Here is a 23,087-nt window from a genome sequence, read left to right as displayed (position 1 = left end):
TTTAGTCCTCTAGTTGCGGTACTTGCACGCGCAAGGACCGCAACTAGAGGACTAAACGCGGGAAGGCGCTAGCGGCGGCGGTAGGCCATGCCGGCGGCGACGGCACCGGCGACGGCGCCGACTCCGAGCACCGACGGAACACCGATCTTCGCGGCTTTCCGTCCGGTCCGGAAGTCGCGGATCTCCCAGCCGCGGGCCCGTGCGACGTCGCGAAGGCCGCCGTCGGGGTTCACCGCGACCGCGGTCCCGACGACGGAAAGCATCGGTACGTCGTTCTGCGAGTCCGAATACGCCGTGCAGCGCTTGAGATTCAGCCCTTCGCGTGACGCCAACGCACGGACGGCGTGTGCTTTCGCGCGGCCGTGCAGGAGGTCGCCGACGAGACGGCCGGTGTAGACGCCGTCCTTGGTCTCCGCGACGGTGCCCAGCGCGCCGGTGAGGCCGAGACGCCGCGAGATGATGGCCGCGAGTTCGATCGGGGTCGCGGTGACGAGCCAGACGCGCTGGCCGGCGTCGAGGTGCATCTGCGCGAGGGCCCGGGTGCCGGACCAGATCTTGTCCGCCATCAGCTCGTCGTAGATCTCTTCGCTGATGTCGGTCAGTTCCTGCACCGTGCGACCGGCCACAAAGGACAGTGCGCGTTCGCGGTGGGTTTTGATGTCCTCCTTGTTCTCCCGGCCGCCGAGCCGGAATTTCACCTGCTGCCAGACGAATCCGGCCAGATCGGCGGACGTGAAGAACTTGCGCGCGGCCAGGCCGCGGGCGAAGTAGAAGATCGACGCACCCATCATCATGGTGTTGTCGACGTCGAAGAACGCGGCCGCTGTCAGGTCCGGTGGAGCGGGCGGCGCGGGCGGCTCGAGGGCCGCGGCGGACGCGGTCGCCATCGCGGCCTCGGCCGACGCCTCGCCCGCGAGCGCGGCCAGCCGTTCGAGCTCTTGACTCTTATCCTTGCCCCGCCAAACTGACACGCACACCGCCTCCGGAATCCCAGGTGCCTGTGCACAGCGTAGCGAGCGCTCAACCGAGCTGTCCCGGGTGTGGCGCCTGCCTCATTCACACCGTGTCAGCCGATGGTGATCGGCGGTAATCCCGGAATGAGCGGCGGGATGGAAATCAGCGGCGGTGGTGGCGTCGTGGTCGTCGGCGGTGGTGGCGTCTTCGTCTGGGGAGGCGTGGCCACGACGGGCGGCGGCGTGCCGCCGGTGGGCGGCGCGAGCGGTCCGGTGGGGTTCGCGGTGTCCACGACCGTGGTCGGCGGCACCGAAGTCGGTGCGGGCGATCCTGTCGGCGCGGACGACGGTACGGGCGACGTCACCGGGGGCACGACGGCGTTGGGGGAGTCGGGGTTGCGGACGCATTCGCCGGCCGCCGGGACGGCGCCCAGATCGTCGGACGAGCCGGTGGTGATCGTGTAGCAGATCAGGCGCGATCCGAGATCCGTCGTCCGGGCCTGGACCTTGTCGAGCAGGACGCGGGCGGCGTCGAACTTGTTCCGCGCCTCGGCGGGCGCGTGGTCGACCTGGAGGCCGAGCCGGTCCGATTGCTGCCGTGCCCAGCTGCGGAGTTCGGCCAGCCGGGTCTGTCCGCCCTGGTCGGTGACGAGCGCGGTCAGCTGCGTGACCCCGGCGCGCAGATCGGTTTCGAAATCGGTGAGCCCTCTGAAGTAGGCCCCCGTGTCGGCGCCTTGCCGTGTCAGCTCGTCGAGCTCTCCGACGCGGCTCGTGGCGAACTCCAAGTGCTTCTTCGCCTTGTCCTGTTCGTCGAAGGTGAGCCCGAGTGCGGCCGATTCACCCGCCCGTTTGATGCCGTAGAGGGGATCGCCCGGCAGCGCGTCCTTGGACAGCAGCAGTGTGATGCCGCCCAGCGCGAGGACGAGCGCGACGGCGGCCGCGGAGAGGTTGGCGACGGCGTGCCCGCGACGCTTCGGCGGGGCTTCGGCTTCGGCGAGACGTCCGGCGATCTCGTCGCGGATCCGCTTCCGCGTCTCGGCGTCGGGGGCACCGCTCGCGCCGAGGTCGCGTAAACCGCCGACGAGCGCGAGTTCGAGCTCGAATTCGTCGTCCTGCGGTGCGGTGCCGTCGACAAGGTCCGCGAAGCGGTCACCGTCCGCTCGCTCCCGTGCGAACCATCCCGGCACGCCCACGGCGAAGTCTCCATCTGCTCAGCCCGGTCCTGACACCGGTCTGGCTGGGAAAACGAGCGGGGACGCCCAGGGGTTACGGAAGCTGCCGGTGTCAACCGAAAGATGGGACTTTAACGCAATCCGGTCGGGAGAAGTTGTGCCAAACGGCGTACCGCGCGGTGCTGAAGGGCCTTGATGGCGCCTTCGTTGCGCTTCATGATCGCCGCGGTCTCGGCCACCGAGAGTCCCTGCATGAACCGCAGCACGATGCACTCGCGCTGGTCTTCGCCGAGTTCGGCGACGCAACGCAGCAGTTCGGCGCGGGTGGCGCGGCTGATCGCCTGCTGTTCGGGACCCGCGACGGCCTGCACGCCGACGTTCCCGATCGGTGCCCCGTTGGGCTCCGCGACCTCGTCGGTCACCACCTCGAGGCGGAACCGGCTCGACTTCACGTGGTCGAGGATGATGTTGCGCGCGATGGTGACGAACCACGCGCCGACGTCACGTCCCTGGTAGCTGACCGAGGTGATGCGGCGAAGCGCGCGAAGGAACGTCTCGCTGGTGACGTCCTCCGCGAGGTCCCGGTCGCCGAGGCGGAACAGGACGTAGCGGTAGACGACGTCGACGTAGCGGTCGTAGAGCCGGCCGAAGGCGGACGTGTCGCCGCCCTGAGCGGCGCTGACCAGGTCCCACGCCTCGGCCTTCGCGGCTTCAGCGGCCGCGTCGGTCGTTTCTTCCGTCTTCGCACGCGAAGACGGCACCGGGGTGAGGCCGCTCCGGCGGAGGATGTGGCCCGCCAGCATCGAGACGGGTTTCGACACGGGAAGGGTCATGGGGCACCTCCCGTTCCGGACTCCGAAGACCGGCCCGCATGTCCCACCGCCGCGTGGGCCTGCAAGATCTGCACGTCCGGACTCCCTTTCTCACCATCGAGTGATCAACACCACTCGACGACGACCAGCAGCATACGTGTAGTTACCGCGAAGTAGGTAGCGGTGCCGGGGTTACGGAACTGCGACGAAAGCGAGTGACACCCATGACGGTGGTCGAGATGACAAACTGGCAACGCCGTTCACCGAGGGAAGAGGTTCGCAGTTGAGCGCGGAGCAGGTTGCCGAACGAAGCGTGCCCACCTTGCTCGCCGAGGCCGCCCGGCAGTGGCCCGGCAAGACGGCCGTCCACGAGACCGGCGGCGGGGTCGCACTGACGTGGGCGGAAGTCGATCAAGCCGCCCATGCGCTGGCCCGCGCCCTGCTCGACGCGGGAATCGAGCGCGGGGACAGGGTGGCGTTGCGGTTGCCGACGTCGGCCGCCTTCGCCGTTTCGCTTTTCGGGGCGTTGCGGGCGGGCGCGGTGGTCGTCCCGCTCTCGCCGCAGGCGCCGGTGGCGGAGCTGACCGGACTGCTGGAGCACAGCGGCGCGCGGATCTTGCTCGAACGCGAAACGACCGACGGACTCCCCGATGGGGTGACGAGTCTCTCACCACGTGTTACCTCGGATGGAGCAGTCGAGCCGGTCGAGTCCGCCGGAGCCGGTGAAGACATAGCGGTCATTTCGTACACCTCCGGCACGACCGGTCCGCCGCGCGGCGTGATGCTGTCGCACCGGGCGTTGCTGGCGAACCTCGACCAGCTGAGCCAGATCGTCCCGACACCGCTCGTGCACGGCGACCGGGTGCTCATCACCATCCCGCTGTTCCACGTCTACGGCCTCGGACCCGGCCTGCTCCAGACCACGTCGGTCGGCGCCACGGCGATCCTGTCCGAGCGCTTCCTCGCCGAGCGGACCCTCGCCGACTGCGCCGAGCTCCGGGTGACCTCGATCGCCGGCGTACCCGCGATGTACGCCGAGTTCGCCGCGATGGACCCGGAGGAGCTCGGCAACGGCCTCTCCACCGTCCGGCGGATGACGTCGGGCGCGGCGCCGCTGCACCCCAAGATCCTCACCTCGATCCGCGGCGCCACCGGCCTGGACGTCTACGAGGGCTACGGCCTCACCGAATGCGCGCCGGTGGTCACCACGACGCTGGTCACCGGCTATCCGAAACCCGGTTCGGTCGGGCGGCCACTGCCCGGCGTCGAGGTCCGGCTGGTGGACAGCGACGGCGACGCGACGCCCGTCCCGCAGGACCCGGACGAACTCGGCGACGCCTTCGACGAGGACGGCGGCACCGGCCTGGTGTCGATCCGCGGCGCGAACCTCTTCTCCGGCTACTGGCCCGACGGCTCGCACGGCCCCGACGAAGACGGCTGGTTCCGCACCGGCGACGTCGGCTACCTCGACACCGACGGTGACCTGCACCTGGTGGACCGGGCCAACGACCTGATCATCGTCAACGGCTTCAACGTCTTCCCGCACGAGGTCGAGAACGTGATCGCGATGCTGGACGAGGTCGTCGAGGCGGCCGTCGTCGGCGTCGTCGACGAGCGGACCGGTGAGGCGGTGAAGGCCGTCGTCGTCCCCGCGTCCGGCGCTTCCCTTTCGGAACAACAGGTCGTCGAGCACTGCGCGGCCAACCTGGCCGGATACAAGGTGCCGCACACCGTCGAGTTCGCGGAGTCCCTGCCGCATTCGGCCACCGGGAAGCTCCGGCGCCTGCGGCTGCGCTAAGGGGCCCTCGGCGGGAAAGAGTGCCTCGGGCCAGGTAAGGATTGACGGCATGGCCCACCATGTGACCGTCATGACCCGCGCCGGCTGCCATCTGTGCGAGGTCGCGGAACAGGACATCGAGCGGATCTGCGGCGAGCTGGGGGTCGCCTGGTCGGCTCAGGACGTCGACACCGACCCCGAATGGCGGGCCGAATACGGCGACCGTGTGCCGGTGATCCTGATCGACGACGCCGAGCACGGCTACTGGCGGGTCGAAGAGGACAGGCTCCGCAAAGCACTGGCGTAACACACTCGTAAGGGGCGAACGGCCGACCCGAAGCCGCTTTCGCTCCGAAGATGGAGTCGTGGACGAAGAACGCAGGCTCACCCTCCCGCAAGCCGCGCTGACCGGACTGCTCGCGCTTGTCGCCGCGCTCGGCGTCGGGCATCTCGTCGCGGGCTTCGTCGGGTACACCGCTTCGCCGTTCGTCGCGGTGGCGAACTTCGTCATCGACCACAGCCCGCACGCCGTCGTGGCCTGGGCCGAGCGGACACTGGAGACCTGGGACAAACCCGTTCTCAAGTTCGGCCTGGCCGTGGTGCTGGTGCTCTTCGCGTTGCTCGCCGGGCAGCTCTCGCGGCGCAAGCCGCTCCCGGGCCAGGTGCTGGTCGGCGTCCTCGGCGCGGCCGGGGTCGCCGCCGTCTTCGTGCGCACCGACCTCGGGCAGATCGCGCTGCTGGCGCCGGTGCTCGCGACGGTCGCCGGTCTCGTCGTCTTCACCCGGATGCATTCGTTCTTCCGCCCGCGGGTGTTCTTCGACGACCGCGAAGGCGAGGGCCCGGACCGGCGGAAGGTGCTGATCACCGGGGCTTCCGTCGCCGCTGGGGCCGGTGTCGCCGCGCTGGCCGGAGAGATCTTCGGGACCAGGAAGAACGCCGCGGAATCACGCGACGCCGTCGGCAGGCTCGTAGTGACCAGGACCGCGCCGCCGATTCCTCCGGACGCGGATTTCGTGAAGTTCGGGACCCCGGCGTACGTCACACCATCGAAGGATTTCTATCGGATCGACACCGCTCTGGTCGTTCCGCAGGTCCGCACCGAGGACTGGAGCCTCAAGATCCACGGGATGGTCGACCGAGAGGTCACCTATACGTATGACGACATCCGCTCACGCCCGCTACTCGAACGCGACGTCACGCTGTGCTGCGTCTCCAACGAGGTCGGCGGCCCGTACATCTCCAACGCCCGCTGGATCGGCATCGACCTGCGCGACCTGCTGAACGAAGCGGGCGTGAAACCCGGCGCCGAGCAGATGTTCGCCACCAGCGTCGACGGTTGGACCTGCGGAACCCCGGTCGAAGCCGCCCTGGACCCGGGACGCGGCGCGATGCTCGCCATCGGCATGAACGACGAACCGCTGCCGATCGAACACGGCTTCCCCGCGAGGATCGTGATCCCCGGCCTGTACGGCTACGTGTCCGCCACGAAATGGGTCACCGACCTGGAGATCACCACCTGGCAGGCACGTGAGGCGTACTGGCTCGACCGCGGCTGGGGCCGGGAAGGCCCGGTGAAGACACAATCGCGGATCGACGCGCCGGGTTCGGCGGTGACCTCGGGCAAGGTCGTCGTGTCCGGGATCGCGTGGGCACAGCACACCGGTGTCGCGAAGGTCGAGATCCGCGTCGACCAGGGGCCGTGGCAGGAGACCGTCCTGTCGGCCGAGACTTCGAAGGACACCTGGCGGATGTGGTGGACCGAGGTCGACGTCGCCCCAGGTCAGCACGAGGTCGCCGTCCGGGCGACGGACCGGTCCGGCTACACGCAGACCGATCGGCGCGTCGGAACCGTGCCCGATGGCGCGACGGGTTGGCATACGGTGTCGGTCAACGCGCGCTGACGCGAGCTTGAACACAGCGCTCACCTGTGACTTTGTGCCTGCGTTCACAAGTGGCTACCGTAGATACGTCGCTTCCGAAAGCGCCCGGCATCGAACCGGACTCAGCGCTTCGGGTCAAGAGCCGGTTTCCTGGTTCGGGCGACTCATGTACTCAGCAGGAGCCAGAGGAGCGGACAAGCGTGGTGTCGCAACGAGGCCGGCGCACCCGGGTGACACCGGACGCCGACAACGCGCCCACAGCGGAGATGCCGGCCGTCGAGGCCGCCGCCGAGCCCGAAGCGGTCCGCGCGAAGTCGATCCCCGAGGCCGCGGTCGCCCGCCTCGCCGTCTACCTGCGGGTGCTCTCCGGGCTGGCCGAGCAGGGCGCGACCACGATCTCCAGTGAGGAACTCTCGCAGGCCGCGGGCGTCAACTCGGCGAAACTGCGCAAGGACCTGTCCTACCTCGGCTCGTACGGCACCCGCGGCGTCGGCTACGACGTCCAGGTGCTGGTCAGCCAGATCGAGCGGATCCTCGGCCTGACCCGCAAGCACAAGGTCGCCGTGGTCGGTATCGGTAACCTCGGCCACGCGCTGGCCAACTACGGCGGGTTCCCCGGCCGCGGCTTCCCGGTCGAGGCGCTGTTCGACCTCGACCCGGATCTGGTGGGGGTGCCGGTCGGCGGCCTTCCGGTGTCACATCTCGACGAAATCCCCAAAGTCTGCGCCGAACGGCAGATCTCCATCGGCGTCATCGCCACTCCGCCCACCGCCGCGCAGTCGGTCTGCGACCGGCTCGTCGCAGGTGGCGTGCAGTGCATCCTGAATTTCGCCCCGGTCGTGCTGCAGGTTCCGGCACATATCGAGGTCCGCAAGGTGGATCTCGCCGTCGAGCTGCAGATCCTGTCGTTCCACGTCGCTCGTCGCGCGGATCTGGCCGCTAATGGCAACGGCGGAGGAGACGCTGGCCCCGGGGGAGCCGAGAATGGCAGCGTGAACGGCCACGGCAATGGAATGGTGGTGCGCTGAGATGAGCGTGTTGGCGGTCGGGCTCTCGCACCGCAGTGCCGAGCTGAACACCCTGGAACGCGTCGCGGTGCCCGCGACCGAAGTGACCAAGGTGCTCCACGAACTGCAGCAGGCCGAGCACATCAGCGAGGCCATCCTGGTCTCCACCTGCAACCGCATCGAGGTCTACGCCGTCGTCGAGACCTTCCACGGTGGTCTGAACGACGTCTCCGACGTGCTGGCCCGCCAGGCCGGGATGGAGCCCGCGGACCTCTACGACTCGCTGTACGTGCACTACGCCGGAGCGGCGATCGAGCACCTGTTCTCGGTCACCTCCGGCCTGGACTCGATGGTCGTCGGCGAGACGCAGATCCTCGGCCAGATCCGGTCCTCCTACGCCACCGCGCGCGACGCCGGCACCGTCGGCCGCACACTGCACGAACTGATCCAGACCACACTGCGCGTCGGCAAACGCGTCCACTCCGAGACCGGCCTCGACCAGCTCGGCGCCTCGGTCGTCTCCGAGGCGTTGGCCGCCGCCGGCGACATCTCCGGCAAGCACGCACTGATCATCGGCGCCGGTTCGATGGGCGCGCTCACCGCTTCCCACCTGCGTAAAACCGGAATCGGCGAGATCACCATCGCCAACCGCACCGAGACAAGGGCCGCCCGCCTCGCCGCCGCGAGCGTCGAACAGGGAGTGCCCGCCAAAGCCGTGCAAATGAGCGGCATCGCGGCCGCGGTCGCCGAGGCGGACGTCGTCGTCTGCTGCACCGGCGCGCAGGAAGCGGTCTTCACCGCCGAGCACGTCCCGGTCCGCGCCGGACGTCCGCTGGTCGTCTGCGACCTCGGTCTCCCGCGTGACGTCGACCATGATGTCGCCGCGCTGGCCGACGTCGCCGTCGTCGACCTCGAGACCATCCAGCGCCGCATGCGCGAAAAGGGCACCCCGACCACCGACCGGCAGACCGCGAAGGCCACCGGCATCGTGCTCGACGAGGTGCGTGAATACCTCGCCGGTCAGCGCAGCGCCGAGGTCACCCCGACGGTCACCGCGCTGCGGCGCCGGGCGGCCGAGGTCGTCGACGCCGAACTGCTGCGCCTGGACAACCGCCTGCCGGACCTCGAAGCCGGGGTCCGCGAGGAGGTCGGCCGCACGGTCCGCCGGGTGGTCGACAAGCTGCTGCACGCGCCGACGGTGCGGGTCAAGCAGCTGGCCGCCGAGACGGCCGACACCGACTACGCCAACGCGCTGCGCGAGCTGTTCTGCCTCGACCCGCAGGCGCCCGCCGCCGTGGCGAGTCCCACCGCCACACCGAAAGACAGTGATCACCAGTGAGCAGAGTCATCCGGATCGGGACGCGCGGCAGCAAACTCGCCCTCGCGCAGACCGGCACCATCGCCGACGCCCTGCGCGCCACCGGGGCCGAGGTCGAACTCGTCACCGTGACGACGCCGGGCGACAAGTCGTCCGCGCCGATTCCCACGATCGGGGTCGGCGTCTTCACTTCCGCGCTGCGCGAAGCGTTGCTGCGCAAGGAAGTCGACGTCATCGTGCACTCCTACAAGGACCTGCCGACGAAGCCGGAGCCGGGCATCACGCTCGCCGCCGTGCCGCGCCGCGAGGACCCGCGTGACGCGCTGATCGCCTGTGACGGGCTGACTTTGGGTGAGCTCCCGCCGGGCGCGACCGTCGGCACCGGGTCGCCGCGGCGCACCGCGCAACTGCGCGCGCTCGGTCTCGGTTTGGAAATCGTGCCGATCCGAGGCAATATCGACACCCGCATGCGCAAGGTGACCGACGGAGAGCTCGACGCCGTCGTCCTGGCGCGTGCCGGACTGGCCAGGATCGGCCGGGCCGGGGAGATCACCGAGACCCTCGACCCGATCCAGATGCTGCCCGCTCCCGCGCAGGGTGCGCTGGCGGTGGAATGCCGGGCCGAAGACGTGGACCTCGAGCACCTGCTCGGGTCCACAGTGGACGATGAGGGCACCCGTGCGACGGCGACCGCCGAACGGGCACTGCTCGCGGCGCTGGAAGCCGGGTGCAGTGCGCCGGTCGGAGCGCTGGCGGAGATCGTCGAAGACCTGGACGCCGAAGGGCGGGTCGTCGAGCGGATCTCGCTGCGGGGCACCGCCGCCGTCGAAGGAGACGGGGACGCGGTCGACATGGTGCGCGCGATCGCGCTCGCCGACAAGCACGAAGCTGAGCAGCTCGGCCGGGCACTGGCCGCCGAACTGCTGGACCTCGGGGCCGGAGCGCTTTCCGGCCCCGCTCAGTGAGTCAAGCCAGAACGTTTTGCAAGGTTCGGCCGCGAAGGACTGCGGTCGCTTAAGAGGAGAACGCACAGATGACCCCCGCGCGTAAGACCACCGGGCGTGTCGCCTTCGTGGGCTCGGGCCCCGGTGACGCCGGTCTGCTGACCGTCCGCGCTCAGGAGCTGCTCGCCAAGGCCGAGGTCGTGGTGACCGATCCGGACGTGCCTTCGGGCGTCCTGGCCTTCGCCGCCGAAGGCGCCGAAGTGCGCCCCGCCGTCGGCGAGGCCACCGAGGTCGCCAAGGACCTGGTGAACGAGGCCAAGGCCGGACGGCTCGTGCTCCGGCTGATCGCCGGTGACCCGCTGACCCAGCCCGCCGTCGTCGCCGAGGTGCAGGCCGTTTCCCGCACCAGCGCCGTCTTCGACATCATCCCGGGCGTCTCGCCCGGCGCGGCCGTCCCGGCTTACGCCGGTGTCGCGCTCGGTGGCACGCACACCGAGGTCGACGTCCGCGGCGACGTCGAGTGGGCCGCGCTGGCCGCCACCCCGGGCCCGATCGTGCTGCACGCGACTTCGGCGCACCTCGCCGAGGCCGCGTCCGCGCTGACCGAGCACGGGCTGCCGGCGACCACCCCGGTCGCGGTGACCTCCAACGGCACCATCAACACCCAGCGCACCCTCGACACCACGCTGGCCACCGTCGCGAACGAGGCGGGCGAGCTCGTCGGCCCGCTGATCGTGACGATCGGCCAGGCCGTCGGCCAGCGGTCGAAGCTGTCGTGGTGGGAGTCGCGCGCGCTGTACGGCTGGAAGGTCCTGGTGCCGCGCACCAAGGAGCAGGCCGGTGAGATGGCGGAGCGGCTTCGCGGCCACGGCGCCACCTCGCACGAGGTCCCGACCATCTCGGTCGAGCCGCCGCGCAGCCCCGCCCAGATGGAGCGTTCGGTCAAGGGTCTCGTCGACGGCCGCTACCAGTGGATCGTCTTCACCTCGACCAACGCCGTCCGCGCGGTGTGGGAGAAGTTCGAAGAGTTCGGCCTGGACGCCCGCGCGTTCTCCGGCGTGAAGATCGCCTGCGTCGGTGAATCGACCGCGGCGAAGGTGCGTTCCTTCGGCATCATCCCCGAGCTGGTCCCGGAGGGCGAGCAGTCCTCGGAGGGCCTGCTGGCCGAGTTCCCGCCGTACGACGACGTCCTCGACCCCGTCGACCGCGTGCTGCTGCCGCGGGCGGACATCGCCACCGAGACCCTTTCGGCCGGCCTGCGCGAACGCGGCTGGGAGATCGACGACGTGACCGCGTACCGCACCGTGCGGGCCGCGCCGCCGCCCGCCGAGACCCGCGAGATGATCAAGACCGGCGGTTTCGACGCGGTCTGTTTCACCTCGTCCTCGACCGTGCGGAACCTCGTCGGCATCGCCGGCAAGCCGCACACCCGCACGCTGGTCGCGTGCATCGGCCCGAAGACCGCGGAAACCGCCGTGGAGTTCGGGCTGCGGGTCGACGTCCAGCCCGAGAAGGCCGACGTCCCCCACCTGGTCGACGCGCTCGCCGAGCACGCCGCCCGGCTGCGCGCCGAAGGTGCGCTTCCGCCGCCGCGCAAGGCGAAGCGGGCCCGTCGCTCCTGACGGTTCGTTCTTTCGAAAGGCCCCCTCACGCCGCGATTCTCGCGGAGTGAGGGGGCCTTTTCATTCCTTGGTGAAACCTTGGCGGGCGTCCAGCGGCGGACGCTAGCGTCGGTGGTCCACCGGACAAATCACTGGGGAGTGATCATGAAATCACTGGTTCATGCCGCCAGGATCAGTACCGCTCTGGGCGTCATGGCGCTCGGTTTCGCCGGGCTCACGGGTACCGCCAGCGCGGCGTTGCCCACGCCGTTCCAGGTCTGCAGCCCGCTCGGATGCGCGGTGCAGAGCGTGCAGGGCACCGTCGAGACGACCGCGGGCCAGACGCGGGTGATCGCCACCGTCACCGACAGTTCGCCGAACGCGTCGCTCACCGCCGTATTCGTCCTGCGCGGGCCCCATTCCGTGATGCAGCAGGTCGTCGCCGACAACGGAACGCAGCGGCAGGTGATCACAGCGCCGGACGCCTTCACCGAGCTGGGCGTGAGCGCCTGCGCCACCGGCGGCGGGTCCGGCGGCTGCAACACGGTGACAGTGCCGCTTTAGTGCCAGTGGGTCGTGAGTGGCGATTCGGGTTCTAACCCGAATCGCCACTCACGACCAGCTGTACCGACCACGCCGCGTTCGCCTTCCCGCTCAACTGAAGAACTTCACGACTTCCGTGTAGGCCAGGTAAGCGAACATCGCGAGACAGATCCCCAGCAGTCCGTTGGAGATCCATCCGGACCGACCCTCCCGGGGTACTCGCGACGTGTTCATCAGCACCAGCAACGTCCCCGCCAGGAACGGCATGAACAGCGACCCCAGGACCCCGTAGATCACGGTGAGCTGGAAGGGCTGGTCCAGGAACAGCAACGCCATCGGCGGGAAGGTCAGCCACAGCACGTAACCCCGATACGCGGGGCTGCGTTCCCCGGCCTTCTTTTCATACGCCTCAACGCTTTCCGTCGTGTTCGCGGGCAGTCGCAGAATGCGCCACCAGTCCGCGAAGAGCAGGCTGACGCCGTGCCAGACGCCGATCACGGAGGTGAACGAAACCGCGAAGAACCCGATGAGGAACGGAATCCGCGCCCACTGCCCGTAATCCGCGGCGAGTGTGTCGCCGAGGAACAGCAGGCCCTTGTCGCCCGAGATGATCTTCTGTCCCAGCAACAGTTCCGCACCGACGATCAGCATCGCGATCACGAAGATGCCGGTCATGACGTACCCGACGGCGTTGTCGGTGCGCATCATCGGCAGCCATTTCGCCGAGCGCCAGCCCTTCGCGAGCGTCCAGTAGCCGTAGGCCGCCATCGTGATCGTGCCGCCGACGCCCCCGACCAGGCCGAGGACGTAGACGAGCGAGCCGTCGGGCAGGGTCGGGACGGCGCCCTTGAACAGTTCCGCGAAGTTCGGCACGACCAGGATCGCGGTCCCGACCACGGTGACGAACATGATGCCGGTGAGGATCGTCATCAGTTTCTCGATGATCGCGTAGCGCCCGAACCACACCAGCGCGAAGCCGAGCAGGCCGCAGATCATCGCCCAATAACGCACCGAAAGCGCCGGGAAGAGCGCGTTCAGCGGCAGCCCGGACGCCGACATCGCGGTCGCGCCGTAGACGAAGCCCCAGATCACCGCGTAGATCCCGAAGTAGATCAGCGCCCAGATCCCCAGCGTCCGCCAGCCGGACAGGATCGTCCGCCCCGACGTCAGATGCCAGCGGCCGACGGCCTCGGCCAGCGCGAGTTTGAAGATCGTCCCGACGAGCACCGCCCACAGCAGCGTGTACCCGAAGCGCGATCCGGCCACCATCGTCGCGACGAGGTCGCCCGCGCCGACGCCGGTCGCCGCGGCCATGATCCCGGGCCCGACCTGGCGCAGCCGTGCGCGCCAGCCGACGGGCGGTTCTTCCAGTTGGTCGGTCACCGTTGAACTCGACATGGGGTGGAAGGTAACCCGCGTCACACCGCCCGCAAAACGGGCAAAGGTGATTCTTTGCCGTCCCTTAGGAATCGCCGCCCGACCGGACCAATGAGCCGTTCATCGCGCCTGCGGACCGCTTCTCAAGCGGGCGGGAGTACCGTCGTAAGGGTGTTTCCAGAGCATCGTCCCCGCAGGCTCCGTACCACTCCGGCCATGCGCAGGCTGGTCGGTGAGACGACGCTGCGCCCGCGCCAGCTGATCCTCCCGATGTTCGTGGCGGAGGGCATCGACTCGCCCCGCCCGATCTCGAGCATGCCCGGCGTCGTCCAGCACACCCGCGACACGATGCGCAAAGCCGCCGTCGACGCGGTCAACGCCGGCGTCGGCGGCCTGATGCTGTTCGGCATCCCGAAGACCCGTGACGCCGAGGGCTCCGGCGCCGTCGACCCGGACGGCATCCTCAACGTCGCCCTGCGCGACCTGCGGTCCGAACTCGGCGACGCGACGGTCCTGATGGCCGACACCTGCCTCGACGAGTTCACCGACCACGGTCACTGCGGCGTCCTCGACGCCGACGGCGGTGTCGACAACGACGCGACCCTGCGCTTGTACGCCGAAATGGGTCTGGCGCAGGCGGAAGCGGGCGCGCATCTGCTCGGGCCCAGCGGGATGATGGACGGCCAGGTCGGCGTCATCCGCGCCGCCCTCGACCGCGCGGGGCGTACCGACACCGGCATCCTCGCCTACTCGGCGAAATTCGCCAGCGCGTTCTACGGCCCGTTCCGCGAGGCCGTCGATTCGCAGCTGAAGGGCGATCGCAAGACGTACCAGCAGGATCCGGGCAACGTGCGTGAGGCGCTGCGCGAGATCGAGCTGGACATCGCCGAGGGTGCGGACATGATCATGGTCAAGCCCGCACTGTCCTATTTGGACGTCATCAGGGCCGCGGCCGAAGCGTCGACGGTTCCTGTCGCGGCGTACAACATCTCGGGCGAGTACGCGATGGTCGAGGCCGCTGCGGCGAACGGCTGGCTCGAACGCGAGCGCACGATCCTCGAGGTGCTGACGTCGATCCGCCGCGCGGGCGCGGACATGATCCTCACCTACTGGGCCGCCGAAGCCGCCGCCTGGCTGGACTGACTCGCAGCCACGCCGCGCCTGTGCCCAGTCCGTGAAGGCCTCCTTGAGGGACCCAGAGTCCTTCAAGGAGGCCTTCACGGACTTCGGACCAGCTACTCGGCCTGGAGCAGGAAGACGTCCACGCTGAGGTTCGACCACTTGCCTGCCACGGCGTAGACGCGATCGTCGGCCCAGAGGTACCGGAAGAACCCCGGGATCGGCCCGGTCTCGTCCTGCTCGGAGTTCCGGATCTGCGCCTCCAGGAACGGGGTCACCTTCCCGTCCGCGACCGCGATCTTGACCGTCCGCTGCGGTCCGGTGTTGTAGAGAGGGCCGACCTGGGCGAGGATCTGGCCGTCCACGATCTTGATCGGCGCCTGGATCGTGCCCTCCGGAACCGAGGCCTTCCACTTGCGCTGCCCGGTGTTCAGATCCACCGCGACGAGCGCGTTCACCTGTCCGCCGATCGTCCTGGTCGGCGTGTAGAACGTGTCGCCTTCCACGATGATGGCGCTCGGATGGTGTTCGGTCCCCGAGGTGCTGTGCCCGAAGCCCTGCGACGAGGCGCCGTCGAGCTCTTCCTCGGAGTTGGGTTTACCGCCGTCGATCTTCGACTTGAGTTTCATGTTGTCGTCGAAGAGGAAATACGTGCCTTCCTCGGTGTTGGCGCCGTGAATCAGCACGGGCTTCACCGACAGGAGACCGATCCCGGAGATCGTGTAGCCGGTGTGGGGGACGCTGTCCTCCATTTCGACGTTCCCGGTCGCCGGGTCGATCTGCATCGCGGTGACCGAGAAGTCGCCGGTGACGCAGGACACCGCGACGACGACCTTGCCGTCCCTGGGCATCATGTCCTGCCCGGCGCAGGTGTCCTCGCCGTCGGCCTTGCGGGAGAACGTCTTCGTCCACTTGATCGCACCGGTGGCCAGGTCGAGCGCCGCGTAACCCTGGTCCGCGGTGACGAAGACGACGTCGCCCATGATCTGCGTGACGACGGCCTCCACCGAGACCACCCGGTCCTGCATCTTCTGCGGGACGGCCATCGGCACCTGCCAGCCGAACTTCCCGTCCTTCAGGTCGAGGAGGGTGGCGTTGTCACAGCTGCCGTCCTCCTTGTCGGCCTTCGCCTTACCGAAGGCGAGGACGATCTTGCCCGCGACCGGTTCGACCCCGGTGCCGCAGAAGACCTTGCCGTCCGGTGCCTTGGCCAGCCAGCGCTGTTTGCCGTCGGCCCTGGTGAACGCGGCCACGTACTGGTCGCGGACGACGACGAGGTCTTCTTCGTGCAGCCAGGTGGTGATGCCGTGCTTGTACTCCGGGACGTCCTTCGCCCCCGACAGTTCCCATTTGGTCTTCGCCGATCCGCCCGAAGCCCCGGGGGCGGCGGAGGTCTGGGCGGCCTGGTCCTGCTTCGCGTCTCCGTCGCCGCTGAGCGCGATCGGGACGATCACCGCCGCGGCGACCACCGCGACGACCAGCGGTACCAGCCAGAAGAGGAACTTCTTGCCCTTGGGCGGTGGCGGGGGCGGTCCCTGCGGCGGGGGGCCGTACTGCTGCTGCGGGTAGGGCTGCGGCTGTTGCCAGCCTTGGTGTTGTTGCGGTTGCCAGGGTTGTTGCGGCGGCCATTGCCCGCCGCCCGGCGGAGTAGGTCTGGTCATTCTGTTCCCCAGTCACTGGATGACGATCGCGGAAAAGCTACTCGGACTACGGTTCGACGGTGTAGATGTCCAGGCTGAACTTCGGAAAACGGCCGGAAACGGCGTAGACGCGGCCGTCCGCCCAGAGATACCGGTAGAGGCCCGAAATCGGCCCGTTCTTGTCGTTGTCGGCGTTCTCGATCTGGGCCTCGACCATCGGCGTCACGGCGCCGTCCGAGACGGCGACCTTGACCACTCGCTGCGGCCCGGTCCTTTCGACCGGCGCGACCTCGGTGATCACCTGGCCGTCCTCGATCGCGAGCGGGGCCATCACCGTGCCCTCGGGGACCTTCGCCGACCACTTGCGCTGCCCGTTCTTCAGATCCACCGCGACCAGCGCGTTCACCGTGCCCGCCTGAGGCATCGTGATGGTGTAGAGCACTTCTTCGGTGACCAGGACCGGGCTGACCGCATGCTCGGTGCCGGACGCGTCGCTGTCGAAGCCCTGGCCGTCCGTGCCGTTGAGACCGTCCGGTGTGAAGGGGTCGCCGCCGTCGATCTTCGACTTGAGCTTCAGATCGTCCCCGAAGAGGAAGAACGTGCCCGCATCGGTGGTCTTGCCGTAGACCAGCAGGGGTTTCACCGAAAGGACCCCGACACTGCCGAGCGAGGAGCTCTCCTTCGGCAGGTGTTCTTCGGCCTCGATGGTCCCGGTCGACGCGTCGACCCGGAGCATGCTGAGGCCGTAGTTCCCGGTGAGGCAGGTCATCACGACGACGACCTTGCCGTCCCTGGGCACGGCGTCCTGTCCGGCGCACGTCGGGTCGTCGGCGCGGTCGGGTTCGCGCGTATGGGTCTTCGCCCATTTCTTCGCCCCGGTGGCGAGGTCGAGCGCGCCCATGCCCTCGCCCTGCGTTGCGAAGACGGCGTCACCGGCGATCTGCAGGATCGCGGACTTGGGCGGCCGGTCGCCTTTGAGCTTCTGAGGTATGTCGAGCGGCTGCTGCCAGCCGAGCTTCCCGTCCTTCAAGTCGAGGACGGCCGCGTTGTCACAGGTCTTCTCCTCGCCGTAGGCGAAGGCGATCTTCCCGTCGACCGGTTCCACGGAGGCGCCGCACGCCCGCTTCCCGTCCGGTACCTCGGTGAGCCAGCGCTGCTTGCCGTCGGCCCTGGCGAACGCGGCCACGTACTTGTCGCGGACGACGACGATGGTGTCCTCGTACAGCCAGGTGGTGACACCCTGCTTGTACTCGGGGACGTCCCCCTCCAGCCCGGACAGCCGCCATTTCACCTTCTGGGCCATCGGCGCCGAACTGCTCGGCGGCTGCTGCTGCGCGGCCTGATCCCGGGGCGGGTCCCCGCCGGTCAGCGCGATCGGGATCACGACGGCCGCGGCGACGACCACCACGACGAGCGGAATCAGCCAGAAGAGGAACTTCTTCCGCTTCGGCGGCGGGGGTGGCGGTTGTTGCGGATAGCCGTACTGCTGTGGCGGGTAGGCCTGGTGCTGCCAGGGTTGTTGTGGCGGCCATGGCCCGCCGCCGGGCGGAGTGTTCATGGTCATTCGGTTTCCCCAGTTTTCGTGTCGATTCGCGCACAAGCTACCTGGGCGGCAACGCTCTGGCCTGCGGAACCACGTAGGCTGCCCGGCGTGAGTGACAGCACAGCCGACGAGACCGACGACGAGCGCCGCGCACGGGGGAGGGCACCGGATCCGCTCCTCCCCGGACAGAAGGCCCCGAAGATCGACGTGCCGACGCCGGTGGCGGTCTCCTTCTGGCTGTGGATCGCGGCCGGCGTCATCCTGGTGGCCGGTCAGATCGCCCTGCTGGTGCTGAAGCAGGAACTGACCGACGGGATCCTCAAGCAGATCACCGCCAACCCGGTCCCGGGCCAGCCGGTCGACCCGGCGCAGATCGCTTCCGGGGTCGAGGTGCTGCTCTATACGCTGCTGGGCGGGGCGGTCACCTTCGCGCTCCTGTTCGCGCTGTTCGCCTACAAGGCCCGCGAGGGAACGCGTTCGGCCAGGACGGTGCTGACCGTGGGCGCGGTCTTCCTGGTGCTGGTGGAACTGTTCGTCCTCCGCGGCACGCTCAACGTGTTCCTGCTCGTGGCCACGCTGCTGGTGGCGATCGCGCTGATCCTGATGTACCTGCCCAGCGTGTCCCATCACTTCCCGAAGGTCGGGCGCGAGCTGCCATGACGTCCGAGCCGGCCCTCTACGACGAACCCGGCGTCGGCTGGACGGCGTTGCTGTGGGCACCGCTGTTCGCCCTCGCCGGGCTGCTCGCCGAACTGCTGACCGGCGGGCCGGTGCACTGGCTCGCCTGGATCCTGATCGCGGCCGGGCTGGTGCTGATCACCGTGCCGTGGGTGTACGCCCGCCGCCGGTACCTTTCGCTCGAAGTCACCGCCGACGGCTACCGGCAGGGCCGGGAAACGCTGGAAGCGGCTCGGATCGCGGAGGTTCTCGAAGACGAGGCGCCGGTCGGCTCGCGGGTGCTCGGCGGTAACTGGACGATCCCGAAGAAGTATGACGAGGTCGGCCTGAAGCTCGACGACGGCGTGTTCGTCCGCGCCTGGGCCAAGGATCCGGACGCCTTGCGCGAGGCCCTGGCGGGTTTGGTGCGTGCTCGCACCACAGAGTCATGAGAAGCTGCTCATTGTGATCGACCTTCCCCAGCCGACCGGGGCCGAACTGTGGCCGCCGGAGGAGACCCGGCGAGAAGCCCGGCTGCACAAGCCCCTGCGCGCTCTGGTGGGGGTCGTCGAACTGATCCTGGCCGCGCTCGCGGTGTGGGGTGTCTTCGCGTGCTGGAAGGCCGGCGTCGTCCCCGTCGTGATCACCTACGGCGACACGACGCTCGAATCGCAGCGGTATTTCGGCGGCCCGCTCGCCGGTGCCATCGGGCTGGGCGTGCTGGCGGCGATCCTCCTGGTGGACGCGATCCGCCAGTTCCTGCTCGCCGTCCGGGCCAAGGGGCGCAAGCCCAAGGAACCGAAAGTCAGTTGAGCCAGACGACCGCGGCGTTGACCGCGGTCGAATACAGCAGCCACAGCAGATACGGCACGAGCAGCCAGGCCGAGAGTTTCGACCGGCGCGCGAATTCCATCATCGTGACGGGTACGACGAAGTCCAGGACGACGACGTCGGCCAGCGCCAGGACGTGCGCGCTGCCGGCGAAGAACAACGGCGTCCACAGCAGCGTCAGCAGCAGGCAGACGCCGTAGAAGGCGAAGCCGCGCGTTTCGCCGTCGGTCCGCCAGTAGTACCAGCCCGCGAAGGCGACCACCAGGAGCAGGACCGACCACATCGGACCGTAGAGCCAGCCCGGCGGCGCCCACGACGGGCGCGCGAGCAGCCTGTTCGACTCCGGCCGGGTGGCCACGGCCAGCGCGGCCACCACCCCCACGATCGCCGACATCGCGACGAATCCGGCCAGCGCCTGCCAGCGCAGGCGACGGTGGTGGGTCGGCGGTGAGGGCACCGTGGACACGTGGATTCCTCCGCGAGGGTTCGACAGGAGTACTTCCCACCCTAGTGGGGCCGGTCACGCCACGCCCGGAACCGCGAGGACTCGGCGGTGGGTGTCATCGGTGGATTTGCGAGACTGGGGACGTGGCTACCGGAGTCGATCAGTCCAAGGCATGGTTCGAACGAGCGAAAGCCGTGGTCCCGGGCGGGGTGAACTCCCCGGTGCGGGCCTTCAACTCCGTCGGCGGCACCCCGCGGTTCATGGTGCGCGGCGAGGGCCCGTATCTCTGGGACGCCGACGACAACCGCTACGTCGATCTGGTCTCGTCGTGGGGCCCGATGATCCTCGGGCACGCGCATCCGGCCGTCGTCTCCGCCGCGCGCGATGCCGCCGTCCACGGGCTGTCGTTCGGCACGCCGACCCGCGGCGAGGTCGAACTGGCCGAAGAGATCATCGGCCGCGTCGAGCCGGTCGAGCAGGTCCGCCTGGTCAACTCCGGCACCGAGGCGACGATGAGCGCCATCCGGCTCGCCAGGGGGTTCACCGGCCGCGCGAAGATCATCAAGTTCGCGGGCTGCTACCACGGTCACGTCGACGCGCTGCTCGCCGAAGCGGGCTCCGGCGTCGCGACCCTCGGCCTCCCGACGTCGCCCGGTGTCACCGGCGCGCAGGCGGCCGACACGATCGTCCTGCCCTACAACGACCTCGACGCGGTCCGGAAGTCCTTTGTGGACAACCCGGACTCGATCGCGGCGGTCATCACCGAAGCCGCCGCGGGCAACATGGGCGCCGTCGCCCCGATCGAAGGCTTCAACGCCGGGCTCAAGGAGCTCGCGCACGAACACGGCGCGCTGCTGATCATGGACGAGGTGATGACCGGGTTCCGCGTCTCGAAGGCGGGCTGGTTCGGCCTCGAAGGTGTCGCGGGTGACCTGTACACCTTCGGCAAGGTGATGTCCGGCGGACTGCCGGCCGCGGCCTTCGGTGGTCGCGCCGACGTCATGGCGAAGCTGGCCCCGGGCGGGCCGGTCTACCAGGCCGGGACGCTGTCGGGGAACCCTGTCGCCGTCGCCGCCGGGCTCGCGACGCTGCGTGCGGCCGACGACGCCGTGTACGCCGCCCTCGACGCCAACGCGAAGCGCCTCGGCGACCTGTTCGACCGGTCGCTGACCGAGGCCGGCGTCGCGCACAACGTGCAGTACGCGGGCAACCTGGTCAGCGTGTTCTTCGGCGACGGCCCGGTGACGGACTACCCGGGCGCGCAGGCCTCGGAGACCTGGCGGTTCCCGGCGTTCTTCCACGCGCTGCTGGACAACGGGGTCTACGGGCCGCCGAGCGCCTACGAGGCATGGTTCGTCAACGCGGCCATGGGCGACGCCGAGTTCGAGATCATCGAGTCCGCGCTGCGCGTGGCCGCTCGTGCCGCGGCCGAGGCGGTCAAGGCGTGAGCGAGACGACGATCGTGCACCTGCTCCGCCACGGTGAGGTGCACAACCCGGACAAGATCCTGTACGGCCGCCTGCCCGGCTTCAAACTGTCGGATCGCGGCCAGCGCCAAGCGCTGACAGTCGCCGAAGCCGTCGCGACGCACGACATCACGCACGTCGTCGCTTCGCCGCTTCAGCGCGCGCAGGAGACCGCGGCGCCGATCGCCGCCGCGCACCGGCTCGACGTCGACACCGACGAGCGGCTCATCGAGGCGGACAACCAGTTCGAGGGCGAGCGGGTGGCCGTCGGTGATGGCGCGCTGCGTCAGCCGAAGCACTGGCCGAAGCTGGTCAATCCGTTCAAGCCGTCGTGGGGCGAGCCGTACGTCGAGATCGCGCACCGCATGCTCGGCGCGATCTACCGGGCGCGACAGGCGGCCGAGGGACATGAGGCGCTGTGCGTCTCGCACCAGCTGCCGATCTGGACCGTGCGACGGTTCCTGGAGGCGAAGCGGCTCTGGCACGACCCTCGTGTCCGGCAGTGCTCGCTCGCTTCGCTGACCAGCCTGGTCTTCGAGGGCGAAGAGCTCGTACGGATCGTCTACAGCGAGCCCGCCGGCACCACCGACCCGAAGGTGACCGGCGCATGAAGCGCGCGCTGGCGGCCATGGCGGTGCTGCTGCTCGTCGTCACGGGCTGCACCACAGGCAAGGACGCCGTCGTCACCGGCGGCTCGTTCAACTTCGTGTCGCCGGGCGGGAAGGTCGACATCACCTACGACGTCGCCGACCGGCAGCAGTCGCCGACGTTGTCCGGGGACGACCTGATGAACGAGGGCAAGCAGCTCTCGATCGCCGACTTCCCCGGCAAGGTCATCGTGCTGAACCTGTGGGGTCAGTGGTGCGGGCCGTGCCGCGTCGAGGCGCCGGAGATGCAGAAGGTCTACGACCAGACGAAGGCGTCCGGCGTCCAGGTGGTCGGTATCGACCTGCGCGACAACGACCGCGCGCCGGCGCAGGACTTCGTGCGGGACCGGAAGCTGACCTACCCGTCGATCTACGACCCGTCGGGGCGGACGTTGCTGCAGCTCTCGGGCTACCCGCGCAACATCATCCCGTCGACGATCGTGCTCGACAAACAGCACCGCGTCGCCGCCGTCTTCCTGCGGGACCTGCTGGCCTCCGACCTGCTGCCCGTCGTCCAGCGCCTGGCCGCCGAACCCGCCTGACCCTTTGCGCGTTCAGTCCTCTGGATGCGGTCCTTGCGCTTGCAACTACCGCATCCAGAGGACTAATCGCGCCGAGCTGGTTATCCTCCTCGGACTCGCCGCTTGGAGCGGCTCTGAACTGGGGAGAAGGAATGACGACTGCTTCAGACGTGCCCAGATCCGGGCGACAGGACGCCGAGGCGATGATCGCCGAGGCCAAGAAGGCCCTCTTCGTCATGGTCGGCGTGCTGGTGGTCCTCTGGCTGATCCAGATCTACAACGCGGTGGACGGCTACAGCCTCGTGTACGAATACGGGACGCGGGCGAGGGAGATCAGCTCGCTGCCCACCGTGCTCACCGCGCCGCTGATGCACGCGAGCTGGGGGCACATCGAGTTCAACTCCGGGCCACTGTTCATCTTCGGGTTCCTCGCGGCGTATCGCGGGGTGAAGAAGTTCCTCAGCGTCACGGTCCTGATCGCGGTGACGAGCGGTCTCGGTGCCTGGGCCCTGCACGACTCCGGCACGGTCGGGGTCGGTGCGAGCGGCCTGGTCATGGGGTACTTCGGGTACGTCCTCGTGCGCGGGATCTTCGACCGGCACAAGATCGACATCATGATCGGCCTGGTCATGGCGTTGTGCTTCGCCTACCAGTTCGCGAACCTGTTCCCGCAGGACGCGAGGGTCAGCTGGCAGGCGCATCTCTTCGGGTTCCTCGGCGGCCTGGCCGGCGGCTGGGTGTTCCGGGACCGGCGTCCCAAGCCCGAGGTCACCGCACCCGCGTTCCCCACCATCCCGCTGACCCCTCCCGACACCCTCAAGTAGCCGCGTCCAG

At 69.0% G+C, this 23,087-nt stretch carries 23 protein-coding genes; 16 read left to right on the top strand and 7 right to left on the bottom strand.

From position 1 onward, the window contains the following. Nucleotides 1-68: 68 nt before the first annotated feature. The 3 genes from H5J31_RS25245 to H5J31_RS25235 all read right to left on the bottom strand — a co-directional run bounded on the left by H5J31_RS25245 (nucleotide 69) and on the right by H5J31_RS25235 (nucleotide 2,958). Nucleotides 69-971 (bottom strand): HAD family hydrolase, encoded by a 903-nt coding sequence (locus H5J31_RS25245; RefSeq protein ID WP_181775121.1) that lies wholly within the window; start codon nucleotides 969-971, stop codon nucleotides 69-71. 95 nt (nucleotides 972-1,066) lie between these two features. Continuing rightward, the gene (locus H5J31_RS25240; RefSeq protein ID WP_181775120.1) at nucleotides 1,067-2,146 is read right to left on the bottom strand and encodes a DUF5667 domain-containing protein; all 1,080 of its coding nucleotides are present in this window, start codon (nucleotides 2,144-2,146) and stop codon (nucleotides 1,067-1,069) included. Nucleotides 2,147-2,256: 110 nt separating this feature from the next. Continuing rightward, nucleotides 2,257-2,958 (bottom strand): sigma-70 family RNA polymerase sigma factor, encoded by a 702-nt coding sequence (locus H5J31_RS25235; protein ID WP_181775119.1) that lies wholly within the window; start codon nucleotides 2,956-2,958, stop codon nucleotides 2,257-2,259. A gap of 262 nt (nucleotides 2,959-3,220) precedes the next feature. On the opposite strand from H5J31_RS25235, the gene H5J31_RS25230 reads away from it, so the two are divergent. From H5J31_RS25230 to H5J31_RS25195, 8 genes are all read left to right on the top strand, one after another. Beyond that, complete coding sequence (locus H5J31_RS25230; protein WP_407925060.1) at nucleotides 3,221-4,735, top strand: AMP-binding protein; 1,515 nt, start codon at nucleotides 3,221-3,223, stop codon at nucleotides 4,733-4,735. Between the two features lie 49 nt (nucleotides 4,736-4,784). Continuing rightward, a complete protein-coding gene (locus H5J31_RS25225; protein WP_181775118.1) occupies nucleotides 4,785-5,021 on the top strand; it encodes a glutaredoxin family protein in 237 nt (78 codons plus the stop codon). Nucleotides 5,022-5,079: 58 nt separating this feature from the next. After that, nucleotides 5,080-6,615: a molybdopterin-dependent oxidoreductase gene (locus tag H5J31_RS25220; RefSeq protein ID WP_181775117.1), complete on the top strand. Its 1,536-nt coding sequence runs from the start codon at nucleotides 5,080-5,082 to the stop codon at nucleotides 6,613-6,615. Nucleotides 6,616-6,794: 179 nt separating this feature from the next. After that, on the top strand, nucleotides 6,795-7,622 hold the full coding sequence (locus tag H5J31_RS25215) for a redox-sensing transcriptional repressor Rex (protein ID WP_407925059.1): 828 nt from the start codon (nucleotides 6,795-6,797) through the stop codon (nucleotides 7,620-7,622). 1 nt (nucleotide 7,623) lies between these two features. Then, a complete protein-coding gene (locus H5J31_RS25210; RefSeq protein WP_181775116.1) occupies nucleotides 7,624-8,940 on the top strand; it encodes a glutamyl-tRNA reductase in 1,317 nt (438 codons plus the stop codon). After that, nucleotides 8,937-9,884, top strand: a complete 948-nt coding sequence (hemC, locus tag H5J31_RS25205) for a hydroxymethylbilane synthase (RefSeq protein WP_181775115.1) — start codon at nucleotides 8,937-8,939, stop codon at nucleotides 9,882-9,884. The genes H5J31_RS25210 and hemC overlap by 4 nt, the downstream gene beginning before the upstream one ends. Before the next feature lie 68 nt (nucleotides 9,885-9,952). Then, on the top strand, nucleotides 9,953-11,485 hold the full coding sequence (locus H5J31_RS25200; RefSeq protein ID WP_181775114.1) for a bifunctional uroporphyrinogen-III C-methyltransferase/uroporphyrinogen-III synthase: 1,533 nt from the start codon (nucleotides 9,953-9,955) through the stop codon (nucleotides 11,483-11,485). A 144-nt stretch (nucleotides 11,486-11,629) separates the two neighbouring features. Then, nucleotides 11,630-12,028, top strand: a complete 399-nt coding sequence (locus tag H5J31_RS25195) for a hypothetical protein (protein WP_181775113.1) — start codon at nucleotides 11,630-11,632, stop codon at nucleotides 12,026-12,028. Nucleotides 12,029-12,118: 90 nt separating this feature from the next. Here the strand turns inward: H5J31_RS25195 and H5J31_RS25190 are convergent, their stop codons facing one another. Beyond that, a complete protein-coding gene (locus H5J31_RS25190) occupies nucleotides 12,119-13,390 on the bottom strand; it encodes an Nramp family divalent metal transporter (protein WP_407925058.1) in 1,272 nt (423 codons plus the stop codon). 165 nt (nucleotides 13,391-13,555) lie between these two features. Here H5J31_RS25190 and hemB point away from each other — a divergent pair, with 165 nt between their 5' ends. Next, nucleotides 13,556-14,527, top strand: a complete 972-nt coding sequence (gene hemB, locus H5J31_RS25185; RefSeq protein WP_181775111.1) for a porphobilinogen synthase — start codon at nucleotides 13,556-13,558, stop codon at nucleotides 14,525-14,527. Nucleotides 14,528-14,619: 92 nt separating this feature from the next. On the opposite strand, the gene H5J31_RS25180 is transcribed toward hemB, so the two are convergent. Both H5J31_RS25180 and H5J31_RS25175 read right to left on the bottom strand, forming a co-directional pair. After that, nucleotides 14,620-16,164, bottom strand: coding sequence for an outer membrane protein assembly factor BamB family protein (locus H5J31_RS25180; protein WP_181775110.1), 1,545 nt, complete (start codon nucleotides 16,162-16,164; stop codon nucleotides 14,620-14,622). A 46-nt stretch (nucleotides 16,165-16,210) separates the two neighbouring features. Beyond that, entirely contained in the window at nucleotides 16,211-17,707 is a 1,497-nt protein-coding gene (locus H5J31_RS25175; RefSeq protein ID WP_181775109.1) for an outer membrane protein assembly factor BamB family protein, read from the bottom strand. A gap of 87 nt (nucleotides 17,708-17,794) precedes the next feature. Here H5J31_RS25175 and H5J31_RS25170 point away from each other — a divergent pair, with 87 nt between their 5' ends. Genes H5J31_RS25170 through H5J31_RS25160 form a run of 3 tightly spaced genes read left to right on the top strand, consistent with a single transcriptional unit; the run spans nucleotide 17,795 to nucleotide 19,156 of the window. Next, on the top strand, nucleotides 17,795-18,346 hold the full coding sequence (locus H5J31_RS25170; protein WP_181775108.1) for a hypothetical protein: 552 nt from the start codon (nucleotides 17,795-17,797) through the stop codon (nucleotides 18,344-18,346). Then, complete coding sequence (locus H5J31_RS25165) at nucleotides 18,343-18,795, top strand: hypothetical protein (protein WP_181775107.1); 453 nt, start codon at nucleotides 18,343-18,345, stop codon at nucleotides 18,793-18,795. The genes H5J31_RS25170 and H5J31_RS25165 overlap by 4 nt, the downstream gene beginning before the upstream one ends. After that, the gene (locus H5J31_RS25160; RefSeq protein ID WP_181775106.1) at nucleotides 18,773-19,156 is read left to right on the top strand and encodes a hypothetical protein; all 384 of its coding nucleotides are present in this window, start codon (nucleotides 18,773-18,775) and stop codon (nucleotides 19,154-19,156) included. The genes H5J31_RS25165 and H5J31_RS25160 overlap by 23 nt, the downstream gene beginning before the upstream one ends. Here H5J31_RS25160 and H5J31_RS25155 read toward each other — a convergent pair. Further along, the gene (locus H5J31_RS25155; RefSeq protein ID WP_181775105.1) at nucleotides 19,149-19,640 is read right to left on the bottom strand and encodes a tryptophan-rich sensory protein; all 492 of its coding nucleotides are present in this window, start codon (nucleotides 19,638-19,640) and stop codon (nucleotides 19,149-19,151) included. The genes H5J31_RS25160 and H5J31_RS25155 overlap by 8 nt on opposite strands. A gap of 122 nt (nucleotides 19,641-19,762) precedes the next feature. Here H5J31_RS25155 and hemL point away from each other — a divergent pair, with 122 nt between their 5' ends. The 4 genes from hemL (at nucleotide 19,763) to H5J31_RS25135 (ending at nucleotide 23,077) form a co-directional block, all read left to right on the top strand. Further along, complete coding sequence (hemL, locus tag H5J31_RS25150) at nucleotides 19,763-21,067, top strand: glutamate-1-semialdehyde 2,1-aminomutase (RefSeq protein ID WP_181775104.1); 1,305 nt, start codon at nucleotides 19,763-19,765, stop codon at nucleotides 21,065-21,067. Then, entirely contained in the window at nucleotides 21,064-21,696 is a 633-nt protein-coding gene (locus H5J31_RS25145; protein ID WP_181775103.1) for a histidine phosphatase family protein, read from the top strand. The genes hemL and H5J31_RS25145 overlap by 4 nt, the downstream gene beginning before the upstream one ends. Then, nucleotides 21,693-22,274, top strand: a complete 582-nt coding sequence (locus H5J31_RS25140; RefSeq protein WP_181775102.1) for a TlpA family protein disulfide reductase — start codon at nucleotides 21,693-21,695, stop codon at nucleotides 22,272-22,274. Before H5J31_RS25145 ends, H5J31_RS25140 begins: the two co-directional genes overlap by 4 nt. Nucleotides 22,275-22,405: 131 nt before the next feature. Further along, a complete protein-coding gene (locus H5J31_RS25135; RefSeq protein WP_181775101.1) occupies nucleotides 22,406-23,077 on the top strand; it encodes a rhomboid family intramembrane serine protease in 672 nt (223 codons plus the stop codon). The last annotated feature ends 10 nt before the right edge of the window (nucleotides 23,078-23,087 follow it).

This window comes from Amycolatopsis pittospori (assembly GCF_013870525.1).
Taxonomy (GTDB): Bacteria; Actinomycetota; Actinomycetes; order Mycobacteriales; family Pseudonocardiaceae; genus Amycolatopsis; species Amycolatopsis pittospori.
This window is presented reverse-complemented; position numbering and strand designations above follow the sequence as displayed.